At 67.0% G+C, this 24,053-nt stretch carries 21 protein-coding genes; 10 read left to right on the plus strand and 11 right to left on the minus strand.

The window, feature by feature from the left end:
• Positions 1-116 precede the first annotated feature (116 nt).
• Both OG734_RS18905 and OG734_RS18910 read left to right on the plus strand, forming a co-directional pair.
• Positions 117-803, plus strand: a complete 687-nt coding sequence (locus OG734_RS18905) for an RES family NAD+ phosphorylase (protein WP_330288689.1) — start codon at positions 117-119, stop codon at positions 801-803.
• Positions 804-1,481: 678 nt separating this feature from the next.
• The gene (locus OG734_RS18910) at positions 1,482-1,883 is read left to right on the plus strand and encodes an XRE family transcriptional regulator (protein ID WP_330288690.1); all 402 of its coding nucleotides are present in this window, start codon (positions 1,482-1,484) and stop codon (positions 1,881-1,883) included.
• A 238-nt stretch (positions 1,884-2,121) separates the two neighbouring features.
• Here OG734_RS18910 and OG734_RS18915 read toward each other — a convergent pair whose 3' ends face one another.
• The 3 genes from OG734_RS18915 to OG734_RS18925 form a co-directional block, all read right to left on the minus strand.
• Positions 2,122-4,071: a hypothetical protein gene (locus OG734_RS18915; protein ID WP_330288691.1), complete on the minus strand. Its 1,950-nt coding sequence runs from the start codon at positions 4,069-4,071 to the stop codon at positions 2,122-2,124.
• 64 nt (positions 4,072-4,135) lie between these two features.
• Positions 4,136-5,059, minus strand: coding sequence for a nucleotidyltransferase domain-containing protein (locus OG734_RS18920; protein ID WP_330288692.1), 924 nt, complete (start codon positions 5,057-5,059; stop codon positions 4,136-4,138).
• 366 nt (positions 5,060-5,425) lie between these two features.
• Positions 5,426-5,815, minus strand: coding sequence for a TerD family protein (locus OG734_RS18925; protein ID WP_330288693.1), 390 nt, complete (start codon positions 5,813-5,815; stop codon positions 5,426-5,428).
• Positions 5,816-6,442: 627 nt separating this feature from the next.
• Here OG734_RS18925 and OG734_RS18930 point away from each other — a divergent pair.
• The 3 genes from OG734_RS18930 to OG734_RS18940 all read left to right on the plus strand — a co-directional run bounded on the left by OG734_RS18930 (position 6,443) and on the right by OG734_RS18940 (position 10,564).
• Positions 6,443-7,846, plus strand: coding sequence for a TerD family protein (locus OG734_RS18930; RefSeq protein WP_330288694.1), 1,404 nt, complete (start codon positions 6,443-6,445; stop codon positions 7,844-7,846).
• Between the two features lie 1,479 nt (positions 7,847-9,325).
• A complete protein-coding gene (locus OG734_RS18935) occupies positions 9,326-9,787 on the plus strand; it encodes a hypothetical protein (RefSeq protein WP_330288695.1) in 462 nt (153 codons plus the stop codon).
• Between the two features lie 45 nt (positions 9,788-9,832).
• The gene (locus OG734_RS18940; RefSeq protein ID WP_330288696.1) at positions 9,833-10,564 is read left to right on the plus strand and encodes a hypothetical protein; all 732 of its coding nucleotides are present in this window, start codon (positions 9,833-9,835) and stop codon (positions 10,562-10,564) included.
• Here the strand turns inward: OG734_RS18940 and OG734_RS18945 are convergent.
• The 5 genes from OG734_RS18945 to OG734_RS18965 are packed head-to-tail and all read right to left on the minus strand — an operon-like array spanning position 10,550 to position 14,253.
• Positions 10,550-11,473 carry an S-4TM family putative pore-forming effector gene (locus tag OG734_RS18945; RefSeq protein ID WP_330288697.1) on the minus strand — a complete coding sequence of 308 codons (924 nt, stop codon included), beginning with the start codon at positions 11,471-11,473 and terminating at the stop codon, positions 10,550-10,552. The two genes, OG734_RS18940 and OG734_RS18945, sit on opposite strands and share 15 nt — an antisense overlap.
• On the minus strand, positions 11,470-12,357 hold the full coding sequence (locus OG734_RS18950; RefSeq protein WP_330288698.1) for a CBASS oligonucleotide cyclase: 888 nt from the start codon (positions 12,355-12,357) through the stop codon (positions 11,470-11,472). Before OG734_RS18950 ends, OG734_RS18945 begins: the two co-directional genes overlap by 4 nt.
• Positions 12,354-12,875: a hypothetical protein gene (locus OG734_RS18955; protein ID WP_330288699.1), complete on the minus strand. Its 522-nt coding sequence runs from the start codon at positions 12,873-12,875 to the stop codon at positions 12,354-12,356. Before OG734_RS18955 ends, OG734_RS18950 begins: the two co-directional genes overlap by 4 nt.
• Positions 12,872-13,339, minus strand: a complete 468-nt coding sequence (locus OG734_RS18960) for a hypothetical protein (protein ID WP_330288700.1) — start codon at positions 13,337-13,339, stop codon at positions 12,872-12,874. The genes OG734_RS18955 and OG734_RS18960 overlap by 4 nt, the downstream gene beginning before the upstream one ends.
• Complete coding sequence (locus tag OG734_RS18965; RefSeq protein WP_330288701.1) at positions 13,336-14,253, minus strand: AAA family ATPase; 918 nt, start codon at positions 14,251-14,253, stop codon at positions 13,336-13,338. The genes OG734_RS18960 and OG734_RS18965 overlap by 4 nt, the downstream gene beginning before the upstream one ends.
• A gap of 239 nt (positions 14,254-14,492) precedes the next feature.
• Between OG734_RS18965 and OG734_RS18970 the strand changes: the two genes are divergently transcribed.
• From OG734_RS18970 to OG734_RS18990, 5 genes are all read left to right on the plus strand, one after another.
• A complete protein-coding gene (locus OG734_RS18970; protein WP_330288702.1) occupies positions 14,493-14,975 on the plus strand; it encodes a helix-turn-helix domain-containing protein in 483 nt (160 codons plus the stop codon).
• Positions 14,976-14,977: 2 nt separating this feature from the next.
• On the plus strand, positions 14,978-15,544 hold the full coding sequence (locus OG734_RS18975) for an ImmA/IrrE family metallo-endopeptidase (protein WP_330288703.1): 567 nt from the start codon (positions 14,978-14,980) through the stop codon (positions 15,542-15,544).
• 999 nt (positions 15,545-16,543) lie between these two features.
• Complete coding sequence (locus OG734_RS18980; RefSeq protein WP_330288704.1) at positions 16,544-17,089, plus strand: hypothetical protein; 546 nt, start codon at positions 16,544-16,546, stop codon at positions 17,087-17,089.
• Between the two features lie 50 nt (positions 17,090-17,139).
• Positions 17,140-19,437 (plus strand): hypothetical protein, encoded by a 2,298-nt coding sequence (locus tag OG734_RS18985; RefSeq protein ID WP_330288705.1) that lies wholly within the window; start codon positions 17,140-17,142, stop codon positions 19,435-19,437.
• 40 nt (positions 19,438-19,477) lie between these two features.
• Entirely contained in the window at positions 19,478-20,167 is a 690-nt protein-coding gene (locus tag OG734_RS18990; protein ID WP_330288706.1) for a hypothetical protein, read from the plus strand.
• 17 nt (positions 20,168-20,184) lie between these two features.
• Here the strand turns inward: OG734_RS18990 and OG734_RS18995 are convergent, their stop codons facing one another.
• From OG734_RS18995 to OG734_RS19005, 3 genes are read right to left on the minus strand one after another with little or no spacing between them, the layout of a single operon-like run.
• Positions 20,185-21,504 (minus strand): UDP-glucose dehydrogenase family protein, encoded by a 1,320-nt coding sequence (locus OG734_RS18995; protein WP_330288707.1) that lies wholly within the window; start codon positions 21,502-21,504, stop codon positions 20,185-20,187.
• A 53-nt stretch (positions 21,505-21,557) separates the two neighbouring features.
• Entirely contained in the window at positions 21,558-21,995 is a 438-nt protein-coding gene (locus OG734_RS19000) for an NUDIX domain-containing protein (protein WP_330288708.1), read from the minus strand.
• Between the two features lie 28 nt (positions 21,996-22,023).
• Complete coding sequence (locus OG734_RS19005; protein ID WP_330288709.1) at positions 22,024-23,790, minus strand: asparagine synthetase B family protein; 1,767 nt, start codon at positions 23,788-23,790, stop codon at positions 22,024-22,026.
• Between the last annotated feature and the right edge of the window lie 263 nt (positions 23,791-24,053).

The following is a 24,053-nucleotide window of genomic DNA, read 5'->3' on the forward strand; positions in this document are numbered from 1 at the left end:
GAGCCTCGCCCTCCGAGCGCAGCGAAGCACGCCCGCCCCTGCCACACACGCGGCAAGCGGCAAACTCGATCTGAGAACCGACACGCGCAAGTGAGTACCCGAGTGAGGAGCGGCCCATGAGCGAGGGCACACCGTTAAAGGTGAGTCTCATACCGGCACCGGAGCGCGGGGTCTGGCGCCTGGGAAAGGCGAAGAACCCGCGCAAGTACGACAAGATCAGCCGGGAAGACGACAGCCGCTCGGGGGGCAACCGGTGGAGCCTGGTGAGCTACGGCACCCTGTACTGCGCATCCGACCTTGACGGGTGCTTCGCCGAGGCACTGGAACCTTTCCGCGTAGATCCCGAACTGCGTGAATTCATCGGGGACGACTGGAACGAGCCCTACTTCATGAATCCCGGCCACCTTCCCCAGGACTGGCGCACCCGCCACACGCTCGTGCGATTACAGCCGGCCAAGGAAGCACAGTTCTTGGACGTCGACGACGAGCAGACCCTGCGCACACTGTCGGAAGAGCTCAAGGAAGAGTTGGAGCGGTTCGACATCACCGACTTGACCCCCGAACACATCCAGGGCACGAACCGCAGGGTGACACGCCAGATCGCCGCCTGGGCGATCGCCCAGCGCGACCCGCAACAGGGCCGGCTGGTCCACGGGATCGCCTACCGCTCCCGCTTCGGGATGCGTCAGTGCTGGGCCATCTTCAACGATGTCGACCTGGAGGAAGTGGAGAGCCAGCCCATCTGGCCGGAGACCGAGGGGCTGCGCAGAGTCGCCGAGGAGTACGGACTCACCATCCGCTGACGCAGCGGCATCACACCCACCATTTCCTGGTCATACCCGCCTTGAAACCTCCACCAATCCCGTAACCCGAACGAAGGAAAACCCCAGTCGCCACCTGACACCGTCAGACCTCTGGGCGGGTCAAAACCGCATGTCAGTGATTCAATGTCGGCCCAGCAAACCGATCTTGACGAATCATCAGGCAGCAGAAGTTAGCGCAAAAACGGTGGAGTTAGAGGTGGATTCTGGGTAGCCTTAACTCATGAACCATTGGGGAGAGACCGTGAACACAGCCAGCCGCCACTTACCAGCAGCCGCCATCGCCACACCTGCGATCGCGCTGATACCTCCTGACGGCGCTCCGCAGGCCAGCCATCTGAGCAACTGGCGTCGCACCAAGCTCTTGCACAGCCTGCACCCCCTCAGTCAGCCCCGCACCGGATCTGTCTCCGAGACCGGCATGCAGCGATGCTGACCACAGGCGTCTAGCGCCGTCAGGGTCCGTAGAGGTCACGCTTCCCCACGGAGCCACCCATCAGAAGCGTCACAGACAGCTAGCGGCGTCGAGCCTTCATCTGCAGTCCATCGGACATGCAGCAGGCCGAGTTGTCCGCAGCCAAGTCCTGCACCCGTTGCCTGACACGCGACCGGCCGTCCACCGGCCAGGCGTGCAGTCAGAAGCACGAGGGAGGAAATGCCATGGCCACCACAGCCGACAATCCTGCAACCGCCAAGAGCACGGCAAGCGCCGAGCGAGCCCACGTCACCACCGTGCGCATGTCCATCGCGGACATCGCCCGTTTCCTGCAGGACAACCTCGGCCAGCGCCTGACCGCTCGAATCACCAACATCAGCGATCCCCGACAGGTCGGTAAGTGGGCTTCCGGTGATTCGGCGCCGCGCCAGGAAGCCGAAGACCGTCTCCGCGCGGCCCTGCAGGTCTTCCAGCTCATCCAGGATGCCGAGAGCCTCTACACCGCGCGTGCTTGGATGATCGGGATGAACCCGCAGCTCGAGGACGAAGCCCCTCTAACGGTGATCGCCGACGGGCGCTTCAAGGACGTCATGGTCGCCGCCCGTGCCTACGTTGACGGCGGCTGACTCACTGCAGCTGGATACACATGGCAGCGCAAAGTCCTGTGCCGCCCCATAGGCAGTGCCGCGGGGCGGCACTGCCATGCACGGGAGAAGAAAACACAGCTCCTTGGAACTGTCACAGGCCCACTGCCTCTCCGTCATCGAACGCATCAAGCCGTCAGCCGAGGCCAGGGTGCGTTCCGGACCGCGTCGGCAGTCCCACCTGCTGCCAGGAACCGTGTCTTCAGCCCTCGCGGACCGCTCATCGGCTGCCCGGTGGCTTGGGCCAAGGTGCTCCCGTGATAGCAGCATCCAGCAGATCGCCCAGGCGCAGCCAGGCTGTCGGCCCGGAGTAGGTGGCTGGGCAGGTCGCGAATCGGTCCCACGCGCCCTGATCTGCGCCCAGGGCCTCGCGTACCGCGGAGACCACTGCCGGATGTGCGCGCGCGTGACGGCCGCCACGGGCGCGCAACGCTGGCCAAGCCGGCAGGGCACGTACCAGTTCCAGCCTGATGTCCGGCCTGGCCAGGACCAGGCGAGTCCAGGCCTCGCGCCACGACGGGCCACCACCGAGATTCCCGCGCAGGCCCTCGGTGAGACGGAGAAGCACCGTGTCCGGGGAACCGTGCCGACGCAGTACCTCCTCGAAGTCGTCGTCGGATCGATGCCCGCTCGCGGCGCAGGCGAGGAGAGCCTTCTCGACAAGGGAATCGTCACTGGGGTGCCGGTCCAGGTACTCGGTCAGTGCCTGTACCTGGACGCCAGCCAGTTCGCGCACGGTCACCTCGCCCGGGGCACCGAGTGCGCTTCGGCGGCGATCCGCGCCGACAGACGACGGCGGGTCGGCAAGGACGCGCTCGATGGTGTCGAGGATCTCCTCGATCTCGCGGCGCTGGTCGTAACGCACCTGAAGGCCGGGATGACGAAGGTCCAACCGTTTACGCGCATGCCGGGCGATCGGGCGGACCCCGGCCTTGACGTCCTCGGTGACCGTCGGAAGGTGGAGCAACATGTCGCGTACCCAGGCCACCTTGTCCGCGTTGATGACCGAGTACCGGTCTTCGGCTTCCCAGAAGGGAAGGGCACGGACGGCCGTCTCGGCGAACCTCGCCGCGAGGTCGGCGAGCGTGGTGGCGGAGGCCCGCCAGGCGACCGATCGGTATCCGTCCTTGGCCTGCGCCGGGTTGAGGAGGTGACGCCAGGTTCCGGATGCGGTGTGCTGCACCCAGGTGACGGGCGCCTCGCACCCCATGTCGAGCAGCGTGGTGCTCTCACGGCCCAGGAGACGACGGAAGCGGGTCTGCTCCTCGTCCGTGAGGGCGAGCAGTTCCGCGGCGAAGTGATCCAGGACCTGCTGCTTGTCCGTTCCATCACGGCGCATACGGGAGGCCTGGGCCAGCAGGAGCTCGTAGGGGAAACGTCTGAGGTCGGCCTCGGCAAGCTCGGTCAGCAGTTCCGGCTCGACCGTCCAGGGCAGGCTGCCGAGCAACTCGTCGCCGATTGTCCGCTCGGCATCGGTGCCCCTGGCCCAGTCCACGAACGCCCGGTGACGGTCCAGATGTTGATTGAGTATTTGGCGCCACATGCGCTCCCAGGCTTCGTACGCCCGGCTGTGCCGCTCCAGCCTCTCCGTGACGTCCTCTCCCTCGCCCGGCTCGCCGAAGTCGGGGGCCGTGGGAAGCGTGTCGCGAGCTGCCACGAACACCAGGTCGTGCAGCGGGCCTTGCCGGAACATGATGTGGGCCGGGGTGGGTTCCTCCAGCAGTTGGGGAGTCATGGGCGGCGGCGTACCGCCGCGGGCACGCACCTCGTCGGCAATCGCATCGGCGAGCCGCTCCGCGACGCGTGAGCTCCCGAACTGGGCCAACTGCTCAGCGGTGCACCGCTTCAGTGTCTGGTCCCGCAGGGACGCCGGACATGACGGGTGCCCGAGCGCGAGCGGGACCAGGATCGGCCGACGGTCGAAGTGGGACGGTTCCGTCTCGGCGTCCAGATCCGCCGCCACGGCCGCCTCCAGAAGCCACGCGGGCGCATCCTCGGCATGAGGGCCCGACAGAAGAGCCTCAGCGAGGACGGAGCGGTCGTATCGGGGCTGGTCCGAGCGGACCTGCCGCGCCGCCAGCCGCACCACGGGGTCGTCCGGGCCGCGGTCGGCCATCGCCGTGAGGAGAAATTCAGAGGACAGCACAGGGTCGGAGTGTTGGCCGGTCACGAGCGGTTCTCCATCAAAGAATGTCGGTGTGCGTGCTCAGCATGTCGAAAGGTCCCGCCCCGGGTCACTGCAGACCCGGAACGAACAGAAGGGCATCGAGCGGGCCGACTCGGGTCGGGTGAGGGATCTCGAGCCAGCCATCGCCCTCGGCAAGACAGCGGGGGATGGCCCGGTAGCGGCGCCACTGCCAGTTGATCCACCATCGTGGCTCGTTGGGCCGGCCTGAGCTCCGCGTAGAGGTGGACAGCATTTCGCCGGCGAGTTCGATGTCCTCGATCGCCGCCCCCAGACTCCGCGCATGCTCCAGCGCGGAAAGCGCGGTTCGGCGCAGCGGGCTGTCGAGGTTCCAGCGACCGTCAATGGCCATCACCGTCTCGCGCCCTGGGGGCATGACGTCGGCGTCGGGGAGGGTGAGACGGGAGATCGTGACCTGTCCGGCGTCCCGCCATTGGACCAGGTCGTGACGGATCGGCCGAGGGATGTACCGGTCAAGGCCTTCGAACTCCTCGATCATGTCGTCGCGCGGCGCCCGCCCGGCGTTGGAGTCCTCCTTGATGCCGTGCAGCACGGCGAGTGCCTGCTCCAGCGTGTCCCCCCGGCGCCACAGGAGAAGCATGGCAACGCCTTCGCGCTCCAACTGCTGCCGCTCGGACGCCTCCCATTGGAACTGGATGCCGCGACGACGCCCGATCAGCGCCTGGCGCAGATCGATCCGAGGATCCCGTGCGGAGGAGACCAGGTAGGAGACGAGACGCGCGTCCATCTGCTCGTCGCGGTGGAAGTCCACCGCAATATCCACGTCGTGCGGTTCCAGGGCGCCACGCGCGTACGAGCCGAACAAGTACACGGCGTCGACCAACTCCAGCGGCCAACCGGCACCCTCATGAAGACGCTGCAGCATCTCCGTCACCAATGTGGTGGCCCGCTCGCGTTTCACCGCGCTCCCTCCCCCTGCCTTCTGCGTCCCCCAGGCGATCGTAAGCTCCATGCCCCAAGCAAAAAGGGGCGGTTCACAACACTCCATCCCGGTTGTCTGGGATTATCGGCTGCCGCTCCCATCGTCAATAGCCGTCGTTACGATCAGCCATTGCGGAATCCACACCTACTGACCTGCTGCGGCAGGGCGCGGGCCGCCCTCGACGAAACTCAACCCCTCAGCAGTGCGCTGCGCAAATGCCTGGCTTGGGACGCCAGGTCTGCTCCTCGGAACTGCGACAGCGCCACAGGGGTGGGCACTCCGAGAGGCGTCGCCCGGCGCAACGGCTTTCCAGGTCTCAGCTCACGACGACGGGAAGTGCAGACCTCGCCCTTCTCTCACCTGAGGAGCGGCGCGCGCCTTGATCAGGCTGAAGATCTACCAGGTCCCCGTCGGACCTGCTTGGCCACGCCGGTCGTGTTGCACCGGAAGCGCGCCATCTCCTCGGTGACCCCGGGTGAAGACCGCACCTGGCTGCAGCGGATCAGCGCTCACCACGACAACCATTCGGTCCACGTCGGCCGGCGCGCGCACAAGATCGGCCGTGACTGCCGAGCCGGCGATTGAAACGCCGTCTTGGGCAGGGTGGTTGTAGAAGACCAGGTCGTCGTCACTCCGAACCCTGCCGTCAGCTCCGAGCAACAGCGCCGAGACATCCGCGGCCAAGCCCTGAACCGACACCGACAGCACCACCGGCGCCGTCATCAGCCCGGTGTTCTCCCCTTTACGCAACGACGCCGTCTGCATCCTCGCCCCCTTGATCGCCAAGAGGGAAACGCTAGACGCCTGCTGCCCGACCGTCCCGGCTTTGGACAGAATTCGCCCTCTGAGCCGCGTACGGCCACTACCTCCCGACCGCAGATGACGAACTTCCCAGAGGCGGATGAGGCTCGTACATACTCCCGAAACGTCTGCCAGTGCCACACTGTGCCCCCGGAGAGAGGGGTGGCCATGGGATTCGGTTTCCGTGTCGGTGTGCCTGGGCTGAGTGTGCGGGTCTCCACACGCGGTGTGCGGACCTCCGTCGGTCCACGTGCGGCGAGGCTGAGTGTGGGCAGCGGCGGCGCGAGGGTATCGACGGGACTCGGCCCCTTCTACGCGTCGAGTTCCCTCAGCGGCAATCGCCGACGGACCAGCACTCATCGTCGTACCGCGCAGACCCGGTCGGTCGCCCCCTCGGTCGCCCAGTTGGAGCGGGCGCGCCGCCAGGCGGAGCGAGCTCAACAAGAGGCAGAGCGTGATGCCGCCATCGCTCAGCTGCAAGACCTGAGGCGGCAGATGACCAGCGTCCACCTGCAGTCCTTCGCCTCCGCACAACCGCCTCCGATCCCAGGAACTCCACAGCTCGGCCTGCCGTGGGCTCTCGCCGAGGCCCAGGCCTTTCACCTTCAAGGAGTGGGCCGACTGGCACGTACCGAGCGGGCTGCTGCCAAACAGCGCGCACAACAGGACGCCCCCGCCTACCTGGCCGCGGAGACAGCACGTCTTCACGCAGTCCGGGAACAGATGGCCACCGAAGTCGAGCAGTGGTGGGACGCGCTGCTCTCCAACGACGAGGCCACCGTCTGCGAGGCAGTGAACACCGCCTTCTCCGACAACCCGGCAGCCGGCTGCGCGGTAGGCGTGGAAGGCCCGGTCCTCTCTGTCGTAATGCGACAACAGGACCTCGACACAATGCCCACCCAAACCGCCGGCCTGACACCCAGCGGGCGTCCGACCCTGAAGAACCTCACCAAACGCGACCGGATCTTGTGGTGGCTGACAGCCATGGGCTCCAACATCGTCGCCACCCTCAAAGAGGGCTTCGCAACCGCGCCCGGCATCGAGGCCATCGACCTGGCCGTCATCACTCGTCTGCCCGACACCCAGCGACTCGGTTTCGTCGTGTACGGCCGCTGGACACGGCATGCGATCGAGTCAACGCCCTGGCGGAAGCCAGAGGACGCCCTGCGCTTCCTGGACATCGGGCAGGACACCGCCTGCTCCGTAACGACCACCTCCTCCGGCAACCTCTCGAGCACGCTCAAGCCGCTGGACGCCGCCCGCGTATCAGGCCTCCAAGACCTGCTGGACGGCGCCCAGGACGATCCCGAATCCGACGAACCCTCCCTTGCCGACCTGGACATCGCCCTCGGCACCAACACGCCTCCCGGTAACCCGGCCACGGTCGACGAGCCATACCGGATCAGACCGTTCGCCGAGTGGAAGCAGCAGACTCCCGCTCGGCCACATCCCGCGCCCGTTGTGCCTCCGGCCGCGTCTGCGGCGCTCGTCCCGGGTCAGACCCTCGTCCTGCCCGAGGAAGCCTGGCTGGGACTTCGCGCCTCTTTCAGCTTCGCCGGAGCCGACGCCGACCTCACCTTGTTCCTGGTCGGGGATGACGGCCGAGTCGCCGATGACGAGGACTTCGTCTTCTACAACCAGCCCTCCGCCGCCGGCGGTAGCGCACGTCTCCTCGGCAAACAGCAGGAGGGAACGCACACGGTCGAACGCGCCACAGTCCATCTGTCCGCCCTTCCCGACCGGGTTCGGCGGGTGGCCGTCGCGATCAACATGGATGTCGACGCCGGCCTGACCTGCGGATCCCTCACTCACGCAGCCCTGGACCTGGACTACTCGGGCGGCACCGCCTGGACATTCATGCCTCCCGCCGACCCCTCCATCCGAGCCATGGTCATCGTCGAGCTCTACCGGCACAGCGCCGACGGCCATCCGGTGTGGAAACTTCGAGCACTCGGCCAGGGCTGGGCAGACGGGCTCGACGGCCTCGCCCGCGCCTACGGGGTCGACGTCGAATAACGGGGTGACGAAGAAACCCTTCTCACCCCTGCTGACATTCCCTTGGGCTGCGGTCGGTACAGGTCAGCCACTGACTGTGCTTTGGAAGCCGCGCCCCGCAAGGCGGAACCCTCCGGAATCCATAAACACTGGCGGCCGACTGGGCCCCGCCAATGGATACAATTTCCGCAACCGAAGGGGCCAGTAAACCATTCCAACACAAAAGAGATGCCACCGTGCCACCTTATAGCCTCGAAAACCGGCCGGTCATCAGAATTGCTTCAAGCGCACTCTTCGAAGACCAGGAAATGCATCTCAGAGGAACGTCCCAGATGACTCCGCGCGTCCGCATTCCATTCGGGGTTGTCAATCAAGGGGAGAACACCACAACGTCCGAGGGTCCGCGCCGCAGGCGGTACGGCATGTCCAGGGTTCCCTCGCGCCCTTTTAGCGCGTCGGCGAACTCAGGAGAATGAACGAGAAGCGCTCCCCGCATCGGGCAGGTCCCGGTGTTCCTCGTTGAACCTGTGAGCAATCCGGGTGGATAGGCACAGCTGGTTCCGCGGACTGCGGTCTCGAAGAACCGGCGGTGCCGCGAGTCAACGCCATCGCAGCAGCCACGCATCCCTGCATGGACATGTTTCTCCGCTCACCACAGGGCGAACCGAACGCCGTCCAGCCGCTTTTGAAGCGCATGTAGTCCCTGAAAGAGTCCGGCCCGCCCAGGTTCCCACAAGACCATCAGACGCCCCGCCCGGATCGCCTGCAGCGGATCTACCGGCCGCCCGCAACCGGGCGGGCCACAGACCCATGTGCACTCTCGGCACTACCGCCGCCCCATGCCCCGCAGGGATGGCCTCACGCCAGGTCGCCCCGTGGCAGCACCAAGCCCACCCACAAAGCAACGCAGGGGACAGAACGGTCCAACCGCGTTCCCCTCCAACCCTCTGAACGTCGGCTGCCGACTCTTCGTCAACGAGAGAACGAGCAGGTCAGAAGCATCTGCATCCGTCACCGGGGTCATCAGACCCGATCCCCTCAACCCGCACCCGTCCGCATCCGCTACCCTGTCCTTGGTCAGTAGTTGGTACGCCATGTTGTCTGCACGAGCAACAACGCAGGGGACGTGGCACCACTCCTGACCAGCGGGTTTGTGTCCTTGCCGAGAATGCATCTCCTGGACTTATCGACAAGGTTTCCCACAAGCCCCCGCCTTCGTGGGATGTGTGGGAAATTCCATCGCCGCAGGTCAGACCCCATCCCCTGCAGAGCCCTAAAACGCCGTAGCGCGAATCTCAAACGTCCCTCTTGCGTTCTTGCAGCTCACGGCACGTGTCGCACTCGACAGGGCAGGCCCTGATTCGCTGCCACCTGTGCAGCCCGGGCGGACCGATCAGGCACGGCGTCGGCACACATCGCACATCTGACACGGGTCAGCCACTCACCCATCGGACGGCCTTCAAGTTGCTACTTGAGTAGCTCACTGTGCAGCCTTACTCCGTGCCTGACTCACACCTCCCACAGCCACACTTCGACCGCTGCGCCTACCTACTCCTCGTGGACGACGAGGACCGCCTCATGCTGTGCGGCACCTGCTGCAGCGGCTGGACGGTCCCCCGGGTACTACTCGACCCCGAGGCCGATTTCCGTGACGCGGCCACACAATTCCTGGCCGATAAGTTCCAGATCCACAATCCCAAGTACGGAACCGTCTACGGGGTTCGCAAAACGCAGGATTCCGAGTGCTGGGAACACGAGCACCCGACGGTTGCGCACGTCCTGCTTGTAAGAATCGACTCCGAGGAGTCCGACTCGATTCAGCGGACTTCCACAAAACATGCCAGATGGGGGATCAGCGAGCTCAAGGACCGCCACCGTGAGATCTCACCAGAGGGTGTAGCCCTTTTGGTGTCGGGCTACGTAGAGGGCTGGATTCCTGACGGCATGATTTCTCTCCACTGAGCCGCCCAGAAGACTCGGTAAATCTTTCTTTCGCCTGGAGGATTGATGTCCCTGCATGCCATCGAGATCATTCTGACTCGAACTGTCAGCGGTGTTGAGCTGCAATCCGCAAAACGAGCTGGCGGGATGCCGATGGCCTCGTCTTCTGACGGTAAGCGCATCGCCGTCCTCGTATCGGCGAAGAGCATGAATCAGGCGATCAAAAAGGTATGGCGCAGGCTTGAGGAGACTCTTCCCATCGATGTTCTCTGCACCCTGTTTCCCGGGCCGGACGGAATGCTGCGCATGAGCATTCCTTTCACTCCGGAGGACAGAAGGCGGATCCGCACGTTGGCAAGAGCGACAGGGAAGAGTGCGGAGGATTTTCTCAGCGACGCAGTCTCGGAGGCCTTGGCACGTGATCGCTCAAGCAACTCAGCACGCCGGGATTGTGTGCTCAATCTGCTGTTTCATCAATGCGCATCCGGGCAGGTGCCGCTGGCTTCGAGCGATACCCTGCCGATTTCAGCGCTGCCTTCTGGTTTGAGTGACCTGGTTCGGCGCGTGTCCGTTTCCGGGGACCGAGTGCGTCTTGTCGATGATGGTTGTCGCGTTGCTGTGCTGATTGGCGAGCAGACACTGGCGGATCTCGAGGACGAGCTCGCGATCGCGGAGTGCCGACTGCGAAAAGCCGATGGTACGCCTCGGATTCCTCACAACGAAGCGGTGGAAGAGCCCGCGGTGAAAGACGGCGAAGAGGGCGAGGGCGACGAAACGGCGGGTTCAACTGGGGTTTGATGACGAGCGCAAGGTTGTGGTGCCCTCGTTCGTGACGGCGGCGGCTTCGGGCCGGCGCAGCTTGTAGAACCAGTTGGGCACGGGCGGGCCGTCGCGTCGCAGGAGATAGGTGGCGTCCTGGAGGCGTCGGCACTCTTCGACGGGGATGTCGCCGGGACTGGCCTGGTACTTGTCCCACACATCGTGAATGTCGTCCTCGACCTGACGGCGTTTGGTGGACTGCTGCCAATGGCTACGAGCGAGTTCGATGGTGTCGAGCAGCGCTGCTGCGCTGGGCAGGAAGAGCGCCACGAGGAAGTCGAGAAGCGTCATGTCGCGTACGAGCGCGAAGATGATGACCGCGAGAGTCCATGTGCCTCCGACGATCGTCAGGAAGGTGCCGTACGCGTGGTGATCCCGTCGGCTCCAGACCGCACTCTGCCGCTGGCACAACAAGACGTCGCCGGGCCAAGGGGTGTCACCCAGGTCGACGCTGTACCAGGCGAGATAGGGAGCGGGGTCGGGTATGCGACGGGCAGCTGAGGAGACGTCGTCGGGGACAGGTTGGCGGCCTACCAGGGCTTGGTTCCAGCGCAGGTGAAAAAGCTTGGTGTCGTACAGCTCCTGGATGTTCACGGCGCGCAGGGTGGCACTCTGCTCCAGGCCGGAGAGCACGGTCCGTCCGAGCACCAGCCATGCAGCGGCGATGGCCCCGCGGGTGCCCGCGCTCGCGGGGAAGAAGATCGCGAAGAGGGGCGCGGTCAGGGCGAGGAGGACGTTGCCCCAGGTTCTGATGCGGCGCCACCACATCGCCGCCCGGTACAGGTGGGAGTACGCCAGCAGCCTGTTGAGGTGCTCCGGCTGGTCCTGGCGTTCCTTGATCCGGCTGGAGGTGCCGGGGGGCACGGGAGGCTGCTGGCCGGTGGTCATGACTTGGTGAAGAGGGGGCCGAAGAGGAGCTGCCACGTCGCCAGCGCATCGCCGGTGCGGCCCGCGCGTTCGAGTCGGAGCGCCTCCGTGCACGCGGCTTCTGCGGCTCGCAGCGCTGTCTGGGCGGCCTGGAGCTTCTCGGGCTGGCCGACGAACATGTCGGAGACATCCGGGCCCAGGTGGGCCGGGTCCGGCCACCGCTCCGTGATGGCGTTGACGGCGGTGGCGAAGAACTGGCGCAGTTCCCTGGGGTAGGGCCCGACCCAGTCACCCTTGATCAGCTCCAGGGCCATGACCTCGATGAGGAACGATGCCTCGATGGGGTGGCCGTGCTCGCGGTTCCACGTCTTGACCATCTTGACGAGGGGCTTCCACTGCTCGGAGAAGTCCTTGTTCGCCTGGGTCGCGAGGTCCGCATGGATCTTTGGGTTGGTGGAGATCCACTCGGCGAGCACGTCGTCGGGGATCAGGTAGTGGTCGTCCTCGATGAAGGCGGGCACGACGTCGAAGGAAACCACGTCGCCGGTGAGGTCGTCGACCAGTTTCACGCCGAAGTCAACGCGTACCGCTCGCCGGTCGCAGCACACCCGGTCCTCGCCGTAGATCGGTGCCAGGATCGCGCGTACGGCTTCGAGGACCTCGTGCGGGTGCTTGCCGAGGTAGGCCCTGTCGTTAAGCACGACCATGATGTCGACGTCCGCCAGCGGCTTGGTCTTGGTCGCCCGCCGGTAGGCGCCGGTGAGGAAGGTGTCGGCGATGTCGAGGGTGCTGTCGTCGAGTTGCTCGCGCATGCGCTGCTGACGGTTGCTGGCCTGGGCGGACTCCGTCGATGTGATCTCCAGGTTGCTGCGGAACTTCTCGAAGGCCTCATTGACGTTCATCATGATCCTGTCCGGGCGTAGTAGGAGAGTCCGGTGCCGAGACTGCCGCCGCCGATGGCGGTGCCGACCTCGTGGCGGGTGAATCCGGCCGTGGACCGCAGGCTGGTCGTGGACCATCCGGCGACGTCCGGACGACCGGGCTTGTTGTCGGCGACGATGCGGTAGTCGCACCTGGAGGGAACGGCACCGGCCTTGCGGACGGCGTAGTAGACGGTGTCCGGGTCGAGCCACAACTCGCCGTCGGCATCCGGGTAGTAGCCGTAGTCGATGGTGAAGTCGAAGCGCCCGACGAGGTCGTCACCGTAGCGGCGGCTCGGGTCGTGGATCTCCAGCACCAGGGAACGCAGGTGCCGGGAGGTGAGCCAGGCCTCGACCCCGCTCTCCAGGATCGGCCACTGGTTGGTCATCTTGGCCGGGTCGAGCCCGCTCTCCTTGACGATCCGCCGGAGGCCTCTGATGAGCCCGGTCGACACATGGGTGACGGCGTGCGCATGGGTATTAACGTGGACGGCAGTGCTCACGACAGCTCCAACTCGTCGGTGTTGATGACGATCCGGGACGCGCGCGCGTGAGCCTGGGTGTCGTCAGGTACGTCGTCGTCGAGGGCGCGGACGCTGATCTGCGGGTGTCCGGCCAGGGCCGCGCGCAGTTCGTCGAGGTCGTCCTCGGCGCAGGGCAGTGACAAGTGCCAGCCGGGCTGCTCCAGAGGGCGTGACGACAGAGGCGTCTCGCTCTGCGCGGCGTCTAGGGTGTCACCGCCGTGCACCGTGCGGATCCTGATGCGCGGGCCCGTTGCGGGCAGGACCACGATGGCGGAGTTGCTGGTGTACTCCTCGGCGATGGTCACGGAGCCCGGTCCGGCAACCGCGAGCAGGGCGGTACGGGCGGGGCCTGTATCCGGGGCGAGAAGGTCGACGATCGCCTGCCAGGTCTGGGACGAGGTGCGGTGGGGCACCGAGGCGATGCGGCGTGCGATGACACTCATGCCGTCTCCCGGGCGTGGTCGAGGGCAGCCAGGAGGTCCTGGACGGTCACACCGTTGGGGTCGCCCTTGGTCTCCGGCCGGTAAGCGCACGCGGCGGCGACCGCCTTGCGCAGACGCCGGCCGTCCAGGCCCTCGCCGCGCTCGGCGGCTGCGTCGAGGGCCTCGTCCGCGGTCAGCGCCTGGGCTCCGGGGAATGCGCGGGCGATCGCTCTGACGGTGTGCTCCAGGATCCAGCGCCGGGCCGTACGGTCGGGGAGCGGCACCCGGATGACGTTGTCCGCACGGGAGGCAAGAGCCGGGTCGATCGCATCGGGAAAGTTGCTGGTGGCGAGGACGAAGACCTCCGTGTGGCGGCGGGCGAGCCGGTCGAGTCCGACGAGGGCCGCGTCCACGGCGCGATGTACGTCGATGGGGTTGGCGTCCATGGACAGGGCCGCGCGGTCGGTCAGGAGGGTCTCGACCTCGTCGACCAGCACCACCAGGGGCCCGGCGATCGCCATCTCCTCGATGACGGTGCCGAACAGGGTCTCCACGCTGCGCTGGCTACGGCCGAGGGAGGCGCTGGCCAGAGCGTGGGGGTCGATCTCGAGGAACATCCAGGGGATGGGTGAGCCGAGGGTGCGGGCGATCTTGTCTGCGAGTCCGCGGGCGACGGTGGTCTTGCCGACCCCCGGGGCACCCGTGAGCAGGGTGATGCCGTGCAGCGGCACGGCATCGAAGGGGACGGCCTGGCGCAGGCGGATGCTGGACACCGCGCCGCGGAGCATCCGCTCCTTCATGTCAGTGGGCATTGCGATGCTCGACCAGGCTTCCCGGAACTCCTCGTCCGGCAGCAGTCGGGCATCTGCGATCCCCTGTGTCGCCTCATCGGGCAGGGAGCGGGGGAAGGCGTGCAGTCGTGCGGTTTCGCTCATCAGGCGGTCCTTTCCGGATCCACAGGACATGGCGAACAGAAGTGCACAGCGGTGCTGGGGGTCCGGAATACAGCCAGAGAGACCAGCGTTGACTCACACTGTACGACGTGTACCGATGGAGGTACAACCGAGTTCGGGGGCACATAGCGGAGGGGTGGGATGATCAGTCACAGGTGATCGTCCTAGAGTCGCCACGCTACGGTGCGCTGAAAGACGCCCGGCGGAAGGAGGTGGCGGGAGTGGACGAGCCCATCGACATCGAGGCGCTGCAGACACTTGTGCAGCAACATCGCGCACAGTTGGGGCTGAGCCTGCGGGCGGCGGCGGAGCAGGCCGACGTGCCGTTCAACACCCTCGCCCGGGTGGAGAAGGGCCACTTGCCCGACCTCGCCAACTTCACCCGGCTCGTCGACTGGCTGGGTCTCTCTCCCGAGCGTTTCTTCCAGCCCCAGCGGCTCCGTACGGAGAGCACCCCGGATGTCATCGCGTTCCATCTGTCGCGTGACCCCAACCTCACGGATGCCGCGGCCGAGAAGATCGCCGGGCTGGTCAAGGAGCTCTACGGGAGCCTGGCCGCCCGCGAGAGCGAGGTGAAGGTTCACTTGCGCGCGGCGTCTACTTTCACCCCGCAGGCCAGCCGCATGCTCGCCGACCTTCTCGCCACCATGCAGAACAAGCTGACGGCCTCCGACACGGGCGGCTCCGCCCAGGAAAGGGGTTAAGGGTGCGCCGAGGGTTCAAGTCGGAAGCGGAACGGCTGGCGGACCGCGTACGCACACAGCTCGGTCTGCGCTCCGACGTCCCGCCGGACATCCGCCAGCTGGCCGCACACCTGCGCGTCGAGGTGATCGACGCGCAGGAGCTGGTCGGCATGGACAGCCTGCGAGAGCTCGAAAGCGTGCAGCCCGGTGCGTTTTCCGCCGCCACGTTCCATCTGCCGGGCGGCCGTACCGTCGCCGTCTACAACCCGTGCAACGAGCCCGCACGCACCATAAGCGACATCGCCCACGAGCTGGCCCACGTCCTGCTCGGCCACGAGGTACGTGAACTGCAGCAGATCGGCGGGCACGCGTTCTTCACGTGCGACCCCGAACAGGAGGAGGAAGCCAACTGGCTGGCCGGCTGTCTCCTGCTGCCCCGTGAGCTTCTGCTCCGCCACGCGTACGCGGGCGCCGACGCCCAGACCCTCGCGGACGCAACCGGAGTCAGCGTGCCCATGGCCCGCTTCCGCCTCAACACCAGCGGCGTCCTGCTCCAAGCACGCCGCAGCCGGTCGACCCGAGGGCAGTGAACCCTCTTGGACGAGTGCCCGTTCAAGGTGCGGGGCACGCCGCGCAGGCAGTCGAGTATCGACTCCTTGCGACTGACCGCATCTCCGAGGCCATGGCCGCGCCCAGGGTCTGCCGGGTGGTGATGGAAATCCGTCTGATGCTGGCCCCGGTGCTGGCGCATCTCTGGAACACGAGACGCGCGCCCGGGTTGTAGCCACCGAGTGGTTTGCCAACCTGGTCACGGTGAAGTCCATCTGTGCCCGGCCGGTGGCTGAGCACGACCGTCACTCACCTCACCAGCCGCCGCGTCATCTGACACCGAGCGACCCTGCGGCGGTCGTGATCGGTGCCCGGCCCAACGCGGGCCGCAGTTCCGAGAAAGAGAGTGGGCGCAGGCGCACACCGTCCCCGGGTTCACCTGCCGCCTCGTGTCTTCCTGCTGTCACGCCGACCGCCGACGGTCTGGCCGAATGTGCGCACCCGACTCACCACTTCGAACAGATAGGCGATAGCTACGGGTCGCGAATTACCCGGGACGGACTCTTATGTTGGCTTGAAAATCAATCCGCCCATGAGCTGCCGAATGCCACACTCACATCGTGAATCTGATGGCGCTGCGCTTCGCACTCTCACCTATCACAAGCTTACGGGCGATAGGCATCATCCGGGCTTCGGGATGGGCTCTTTCGTTTGACGCCGCATGGCGAGCCGCCCGTTCGGCGAGGCACCCAGATGAAATTGTGTACCGGTCCTACGGTCACAGTCACACGCCTGCCTCATTGCATCCACCTGCACATACACCGCCAGAGTCACAGTAGTCACATTCCACACTCGCATAACTTGCACCCTGGAAAGATAACCGGACGGCCGAATTCATTGGCGAAAAACCGTTGGCTTATCTGGACCCTGGTTCGGTTTGCGCCACTCCTGGACGTCCGCATTTGAGTCACGGGCCGATGGCGGTATGAATGACGGCCTCTGCTCTCGACCCGTAATGCATGCCCGAGAAAGGAAAGCCTTTGTCCGACGCCGTGGACCTGTCCATGGTCGCCAGTAGCGCGTTGCCGGCGACCTTCACCTTCCTCTACCAACGCTTGGACGCGCTGCTGTCCCGTCACCGCTCCGGCAGGCCTCCGGAGCCGGAAGCGTCCCCCGAGGTGCCGCCGCAACTCGTCGGCGCGTTGCGGCTGCCACTGCGGGCCGATCCCGATCGGCTGAATGCCCATCTCGTGGTATTGGACGCTCTCGCCCTGAGCATGGCGCACTACCAGCGGGACCCTGCGCAGGTCAGCTCGTCAGACCTGCTGTTGCTGCAGACACTCGGCCGGGTGCGTGAAGCGCTGGAAGACGTCTACGGGCAGCGTTTCACCTTCGAGGGCGAGCGCCGTGCGCAGACCGGCCCGATCACGGAACACCGCTACGAGCGGGTGGCAGGTGAGGTCATCGGGATGGAGGCGGAGGACGCCATCCGTGGCGGGGCCAGGTCTGTGATCGACGCGAAGTCCGTGGAGCGCGGCGCGAAGGTCGTCGGTATGAAGGCCTCCGTCATCGAGAGCCACGGCTGACTCCCGCTCCCCCTGTCCCCGTACGCCCATCAGCCACGAGGAGTTCCTGCATGACCGCCCCCACCAGTGACATCGATTCCCGTGGCCGGCTTGAAGCAGAGCCCCGCGAGGACATCCCAGCGGAGGCACAGGCCGACCAGGGGCCCGATGACTCGGGTGCCCCGGTTTCCGGTGTCCCTGACCCGCGGGCGGAGCCGGATCCGGTGGAGGCACCGATCGCCGGGGCACAAGAGTCTCCGGAGGCGGCCGGTGAGACGGAACAGGCGACTCCCGACGCCGCTCGCCCAGAGGATCCGCTGCCGTCCGCGGAGCAACGTGACGGCGAGAGCCGTACGCCCGCTGTCCCGCAGGTCGGCGTCCACGCGGGCATCAATCACGGTCTGCTCGTCGGTCAGTGGTTCGAGGCAGTGCAGCGCCACAGCGGCGCGCCCCTGCCGATCGAATGGGTCGACCAGCAGCTCGCGGACTACCTGCCGATCGGCAACGAGGACGAAGCCGCCAAGCTGCTCAGGGACAACCAGGTTCTCGTCCTGGTCGCCGACGGACTCGGAAGCGGACGCTGGACTGCGGCACTCCATCTGCTGAGGTCGATGGAAGGAGAGGATCTGACGCTTCGCCGAGTCCGCCGCGACGCCGGTGACAGCTTCAGCATGGAAGGTCTGCGTGGCAGGAAGCGGACCGGCTGGATTCTGGACTTGCGCGCCACCGAGGAGAGCATCCCGTCCAGCTGTGATTTCGGGCTCGAACTGAGCCATGTCGTCGACCTGGAGGACGACGGGTCCTACCTGGTGGTGCTCACAAGCTCCGAGCTATGGGACCGTATCGGCCACGGCGCCGGCGCGCTCGCCCTGACACCGCGGGCGCCCGACCCGGTCCAGCTGTTCATCCGCTGTCTGCGATCGGCCGGTGTCACCAAGCCCGAGGCCTGGGCTGATCATCACCAATTCAAGAAGGGCCTTCCGCGGCGCCCCGGGCAGATCAGGCAGTGGGCACGCGCTATCGCCCAGAGCGAGGCCCAGTACCTGGCTGATGCCGGCCGGGGAACCGAGCTGGGCGACGACGAGCTCGACGTGGTGGCGAAGGCAGCCGGGAACGCCCTGTCGGACTGGCTGGAGGTACTGGCCGAGTGGCACGCCCACGACAGCCGCAACAGCTACGAGCGCAACTACCTGCTTCTGGCCGCGGTGTATGACGGAGCACCGGTCGAGAACGTCCATCGACGGATCGCCTCGCTCGCCTCGGCGTTCGGAGAGAAGGGTGAGAAAGCAGAACCCCTGTCGGGGCAGCAAGGTCCCGGACTGATCCAACTCGCGCGGCAGATCAAGGCAGAGCTGCTTCCTGACGGCTCCCTCCGGTTCCCGGGTCCCGGCTTCGCCGAAGCGGTGGTGAGGTACTTCTGGCGTGACCGGCCAGAACTCATCAATGCCTTCACCAAGTGGACCGCCCAGCTGTGCCTGGAACTGAAGCACCCCCAAGGGACGCAGCTCGCCGAACGCATGGCTCCTTGGGCCCTCCACCATCTCCAGGCCACCCGAACCACACGGCTGCTGCGTCTGGTGGCCACCGACTGGTCCGCGGACCGCAACCTCGCCCCGCATGCCCACGCCCTCCTGGTCGCGGCCAGCCTCGATCCGGAGATCGGCCAGCTCACCCGGAACGCGACGGGCACCTGGATGACGCATGTGGACACCACCGCCGCCCTCCAGCAGACGCTGGCACGGGTGTTCCAGTCCCTCGCTCCTGCCCACCCTCAGCAGATGCTCCGACGGCTGGGCGATCTCGCGCTGTCCACCAAACCCGGTGTCGCGGACGCCGTCGGAGAGGCCGTCAACCATCTGTGGAGCGACGACGAGCTGCGCCCCAGGCTCCACGCCACTTTGACCTCCTGGTTCGGCAGCGACCAGGAGACGCTCCGCAGGGCCGCCGCCAGCGCGTTCCTGAACCTGACGCTGCAACTCGACAAAAACGGACGGCCCTCGCTGCTCGGCGACGGCTCGGCCCCGGTCCCCGACTGGGTGGTCGACGGCTGGCGCACCGTCCTGGAGGCCGATGACCCCAGCCCTCTGGCCCGGCGCGCCTGCATCGTCTGGTTGGACTCAGCAGCAACCCGCGGCCCCGTGGCCGAACGCGTTCTGACCACTCTCGTATGCGCTGTCCACGACTCGCCCACCGATGACCTGCGCGGCCAGCGCTTCCTGAACCTGGTGCGTCTCGCCGAGCACTGGATGCTGCAAGGCCACGCTCTCGACGCAGGCGGGCGCAACGAGTTACGCACCGACCTGCTCCGCCGTACCCAGCTCGCGGACCCCCACCGACCCCGGCCGCAGGGCAGCGCAGCAGATGTTTAGACGCCGCTCCCCGCCCACGCGCTCCGGCTCCATCGATCTCGTGTTCACCGCCGCGAGTGCGGACGGCGGCTACCGCTTCGATGTTCGCGCCCACGGCCAGTGGGAGGCGGATGATTCCCGCCACCACGATCCCGCGGCGGCAGCCGCATGCCATGTCATCGACGAGGTCGTGCTCCTGTCAGCCGACTGCCCGATCCTCGCCCACGCCGAGCTGGAGTACCGCGCGAACGCCCGTCTGGGACAGCCGGCGAACCTGGCCGGCACGGGCGTACTCGTGCAGTGGGCCACTGTGCACGTCCATGCGCGGCCGGAAGACCTGCAGGATGCCCGGGACCACGAGCGCATCCGGGCTGCCGCGCGTGCTGCCCGCGAGGAACAGCAACTCCGCGTCGCCCAGTACGTTCGGTTCCGCGACCTGCTGCGCGAAGACCCGACCATCGCGCTGGCACAGCTGCTGCTGGAGACCCCAGCGGCGGTCAGTGCCGAAACCGTGACCGCCATGGACGAGATCGCCAAACAGGTGGCTGCGAAGGCGCCGGGAGCCGCGTGGGTGGAGACGGCCCGCCTCCTGGAGAAGTCCTTCGGCGCTCTGCCCACGGACGCCAAGCAGTTCATCGTCGACCGCTTGTGCAGAGCGCTGATGGAGTTCGGGGCCACAGAGCCGGCCGAACGCCTGCGGACGGTGCACGGCGACAGCCAGGCACCGGCCGACTGGGACGCACGGGCCTGAGCTCGATGCGCAGACTGTCAGGGACGGCCGAGGGCGCGGAACGTCCAGCAGGCTTCGCGCCAGATGTCAGGAGTGAGGGTTCCTCGCCCGTCGATCACCTTCAGGCTCGCAGCGCGAGCGGCAAGCCGCGCGGGGTCGATACGGCTGAACTGTGCCCACTCGGTCAAGTGCAGCAGCAGATCGGCGTCCTGGACGGCGGCGATCGGGTCGTCGACGTAGTCGAGTTCGGGGTGCAGTTTGCGGGCATTGTCGAGGGCCTTGGGGTCCGTGACGGTGACCGTGGCGCCGAGTTCGTGGAGTTTGTGGGCGACGGCGAGGGCGGGTGAGTCGCGGATGTCGTCGGTGTCGGGTTTGAAGGCGGCGCCCCAGACGGTGATCCGTTTGCCGGTGAGGTCGCCGTCACACTGTTCGCGTGCGAGGTCGACCACGCGCTCGCGGCGGCGGCTGTTGATGGCGTCGACCTCGCGGAGGATGGTCAGGGCCTGGTCGACGCCGAGTTCGCCGGCGCGGGCCATGAAGCCGCGGAGGTCCTTGGGCAGGCAGCCGCCGCCGAAACCGAGGCCGGGCCGCATGCCGCGGCGGCCGATGCGGGCGTCGTGGCCGAGGATGTCGGCGAGTTGGCCGACGTCGGCGCCGGAGGCTTCGCAGACCTCGGCCATTGCATTGATGAACGAGATCTTCGTGGCGAGGAAGGCGTTCGCGGAGGCCTTCGCGAGTTCGGCGGTGGCCCAGTCGGTGACGATCGTCGGCGTCCCCGCCTCGATGATCTGCTCGAAGCACTGCCGCAGCACCGTCTCGGCCCAGGAGTGCTCGGCGTCGAAGCCGAGGACGAGCCGGTCCGGGGTGAGGGTGTCCTCGACGGCGAAGGATTCGCGCAGGAACTCCGGGTTCCAGGCGACCTCGACCGCATCCCCTACGGGCGCGTAGCTGTGGAGCAGGTCGCGGATGCGGGGTGCGGTGCCGACCGGGACGGTGGACTTGACGGCCACCACGGCCGGCTTGTGGAGGCGGGGTGCGAGCTGGCGTACGGCGGAGAACAGGTGGGTGAGGTCGTAGGCCATCTCGCCTGGCTGTTGCGGGGTGCCGACGCCGATGAAGTGCAGCTCGGCGAAGGCGGCGGCCTCCGCGTACGAGGGGGTGAATCGCAACCGGCCACTCGCGGTGTGCTTGGCCAGCAGGTCGTCGAGGTCGCGTTCGTGGAAGGGGGCCTTGCCGGAGTTGAGGATCGCGACCTTGTCCATGTCGCAGTCCATGCCGAGGACCTCGTGGCCGAGTTCGGCCATGCAGGCGGCGTGGGTGGCGCCGAGGTAGCCGCAGCCGATGACGGTGAGCTTCACGCGCGTGTCCTTCCTGGTGGGGCCGCCGCCCGGCGGCCCCGTGCAGGACACGGTCAGGCGGGCCGGGCGGCCAGATGGCGGTGGATCCCGTCCCGGATGAACGGCGGGATCGTGAGGATGTCGAGGTGTTCGGGTGCGAAGAACTGGAGCTTGACGCCCTCGGCCAGCGGCAGGGCGGTCTCGTCGCCGTCCCAGGTGCCGGAGAAGAAGGTGATCAGCTGTCCGGAGCCGTGCTCGTCGCGGATCTCGAAGATCTCGGTAAGGCCGGTGACGGCCAGGCCGGCTTCTTCGTCGAGCTCGCGGACGATCGCCTCGTGCGGGTGTTCGCCGGGGTCGCAGCCGCCGCCCAGGACCGACCAGTGGTTCGGCCAGGCGATGACGCCCGGCAGGTCGTCCCGCAGATGGAGGAGGAGTTCGCCGTGGCGGTTGGTGATGATCGCGACCGCGCCGCGGGCGGTGGCCGGGACTTCGGAGGTGGTGTCCTGGTGCATCCGGACACCGTAGTAAGCGAGTTGCAGATCATGCGGCAGCCCTCACCGTCTGGTCGTGAAACCAGACCGACGCCATCAGGGCCTGCATCCGTGTGCGGTCGAACCGGCCGCCCTGCTTGAGGCCGCCCTCCAGCAGGGGCCGCCATGAGACCGGGGCCTCGGTGAGGGAGGTATGGATCTGGGCGTCGGCCCAGGCCGCGAGGGGGCCGTTCAACCAGGCGGGGACCGGGCTGGCGAAGCCGAGTTTGTCCCGGCTGCCCCAGACCTCGCGGGGAAGCCCGAGGGCCTTCGCCGCGTCCCGCAGGATCCGCTTGCCCTCGGCGGGGTGGCAGATCTTGTACTCCGCGGGCAGCCGGTAGGACAGCTCGACCAACTCCCTCGCCAGATAGGGAGACCGGCGTTCCAACGCAAAGGCAGAGGCAAGCTTGTCGCTGGTCATCACCAGCGGCCGCCAGGCCGTCGCCAGGTCCGCGAGGGTGAGTGCGCGGGCCAGATCACCATCGGAGCGGCCCATCACGCTCGCGATCAGGTCCCGGATGCGCCCCTCGGGGTCCGGGCCGCGCAGAACGAGCCGGGTGAGCGCCTCCGCCGGATCAAGGCTCTCCCCGGCGGTGTGCATGAGCTTGGCGGCCAGTGGCCGGTAGGGATCCATTCCGGCGTTCAGCACAGCGTCGGGGCCGAAGAGGACCAGTGCGTGACAGACATAGCCCATGAGGAATTCGTCCGGGCCGAGCCCGCCGACGACGACCCGCAGGCCGAGGTCGGCGACCTTCCGGTAGGCCATGTACTCGGAGAACGTGGACGCGTTGCCCATCGGGTAGTCAAGGGCGCCCACCATGTGCGGAAGGACCCGGGTGAAGTCGAGGTGATCCGGCTCGACGACCACCAGTTCGGCGCCGATGTCCCGGGCGATCGTCGCGGCGATCTGCGACTCGTCCAGCCGGTCCTGGCCCGGGTAGCGGACGGTGACGCAGACCGGCGGCCGCAGCAGGTAGGCCAGCACCGACGAGTCCAGTCCCCCGGACAGTAAGAGCGCGAAGTCGCAGGACGGGGCCCTGAGCGGGACCTGCTCGGCGAGGACCACGGAGAACCGGGCCAGGGCCTCGGTGTAGGTGCCGGCGAAGGGCTGTCGGCCTGTCAGCGACCACCCGGTGTGCTGGTGGAGGGAGCCAGTGGCAACGTCGAAGGTCAACAGGGTCGCGGGAGCCAGCAGTTGGATGCCCTGGAAGGGGGTGTCGACGCCGACCGGCGTCTCCAACGCCATCACCTCCGGCCGCAGGACCAGCGGGGCCGGTCCGTATCCGGTCAGGGTGGTGACCTCGGAGGCGAACGCGAGCCGGCCGCCGTCCAGACGCCAGTAGAGGGGCTTCTCGCCGAGCCGGTCCCGCGCGAGGTACAGCTTCCCGACCCGGGGGTCGTAGACCGCGAGGGCGAACATGCCGTCCAGCCCGTCCAGGCAGGACGGTCCGATCTTCGCCCAGGCCCGCAGCACGAAGTGCGCATCCGTCTCCCGGGCGGCGAGCGGGATGCCCCAAGCAGTCGCTTGCTGACGGTGGTTGTAGATCTCGCCGTTGAAGGCCAACAGTACGCCGGACTCACGGTCGAGATAGGGGCCGGGCATCGCCTGCGGGTCGACGACCAGCAGCGTGTTCATCGCCAGCACCGCCCGCCCGTCGGATGACGCTGCGTGCATGGTGCCGTCCGGGCCGCGGTGGGCCTGCGAGGCGCCCATGGCACCGACCGTGTGCTCGTGGCGGACGGCGTCGGCTCCGGCCAGTCCTGCGATTCCGCACATTTCTGGGTCACCCCCGAGTGTGGTGATGCCTTGACGGCGGCCACCGTCGGAAGGAGATCCATCCAGTTCCGGCGGCGGCCCTGACCTCCATCACAGCTGCCCCAAAGGCGTGTGGGGAGGGCTCGCACGGGGGCTCACGACTCGCAGACGCGGTTCACCCGGCAGCCAGAGGCAATACCCTCAGTGACCCAACACGCGGAATGTGTACGGCTCTTCGTGCTCAGCCATCTGTTCGAGCCGACCCGTGTTCCCGTCACCGGCAA

This window comes from Streptomyces sp. NBC_00576, assembly GCF_036345175.1.
Taxonomy (GTDB): domain Bacteria; phylum Actinomycetota; class Actinomycetes; order Streptomycetales; family Streptomycetaceae; genus Streptomyces.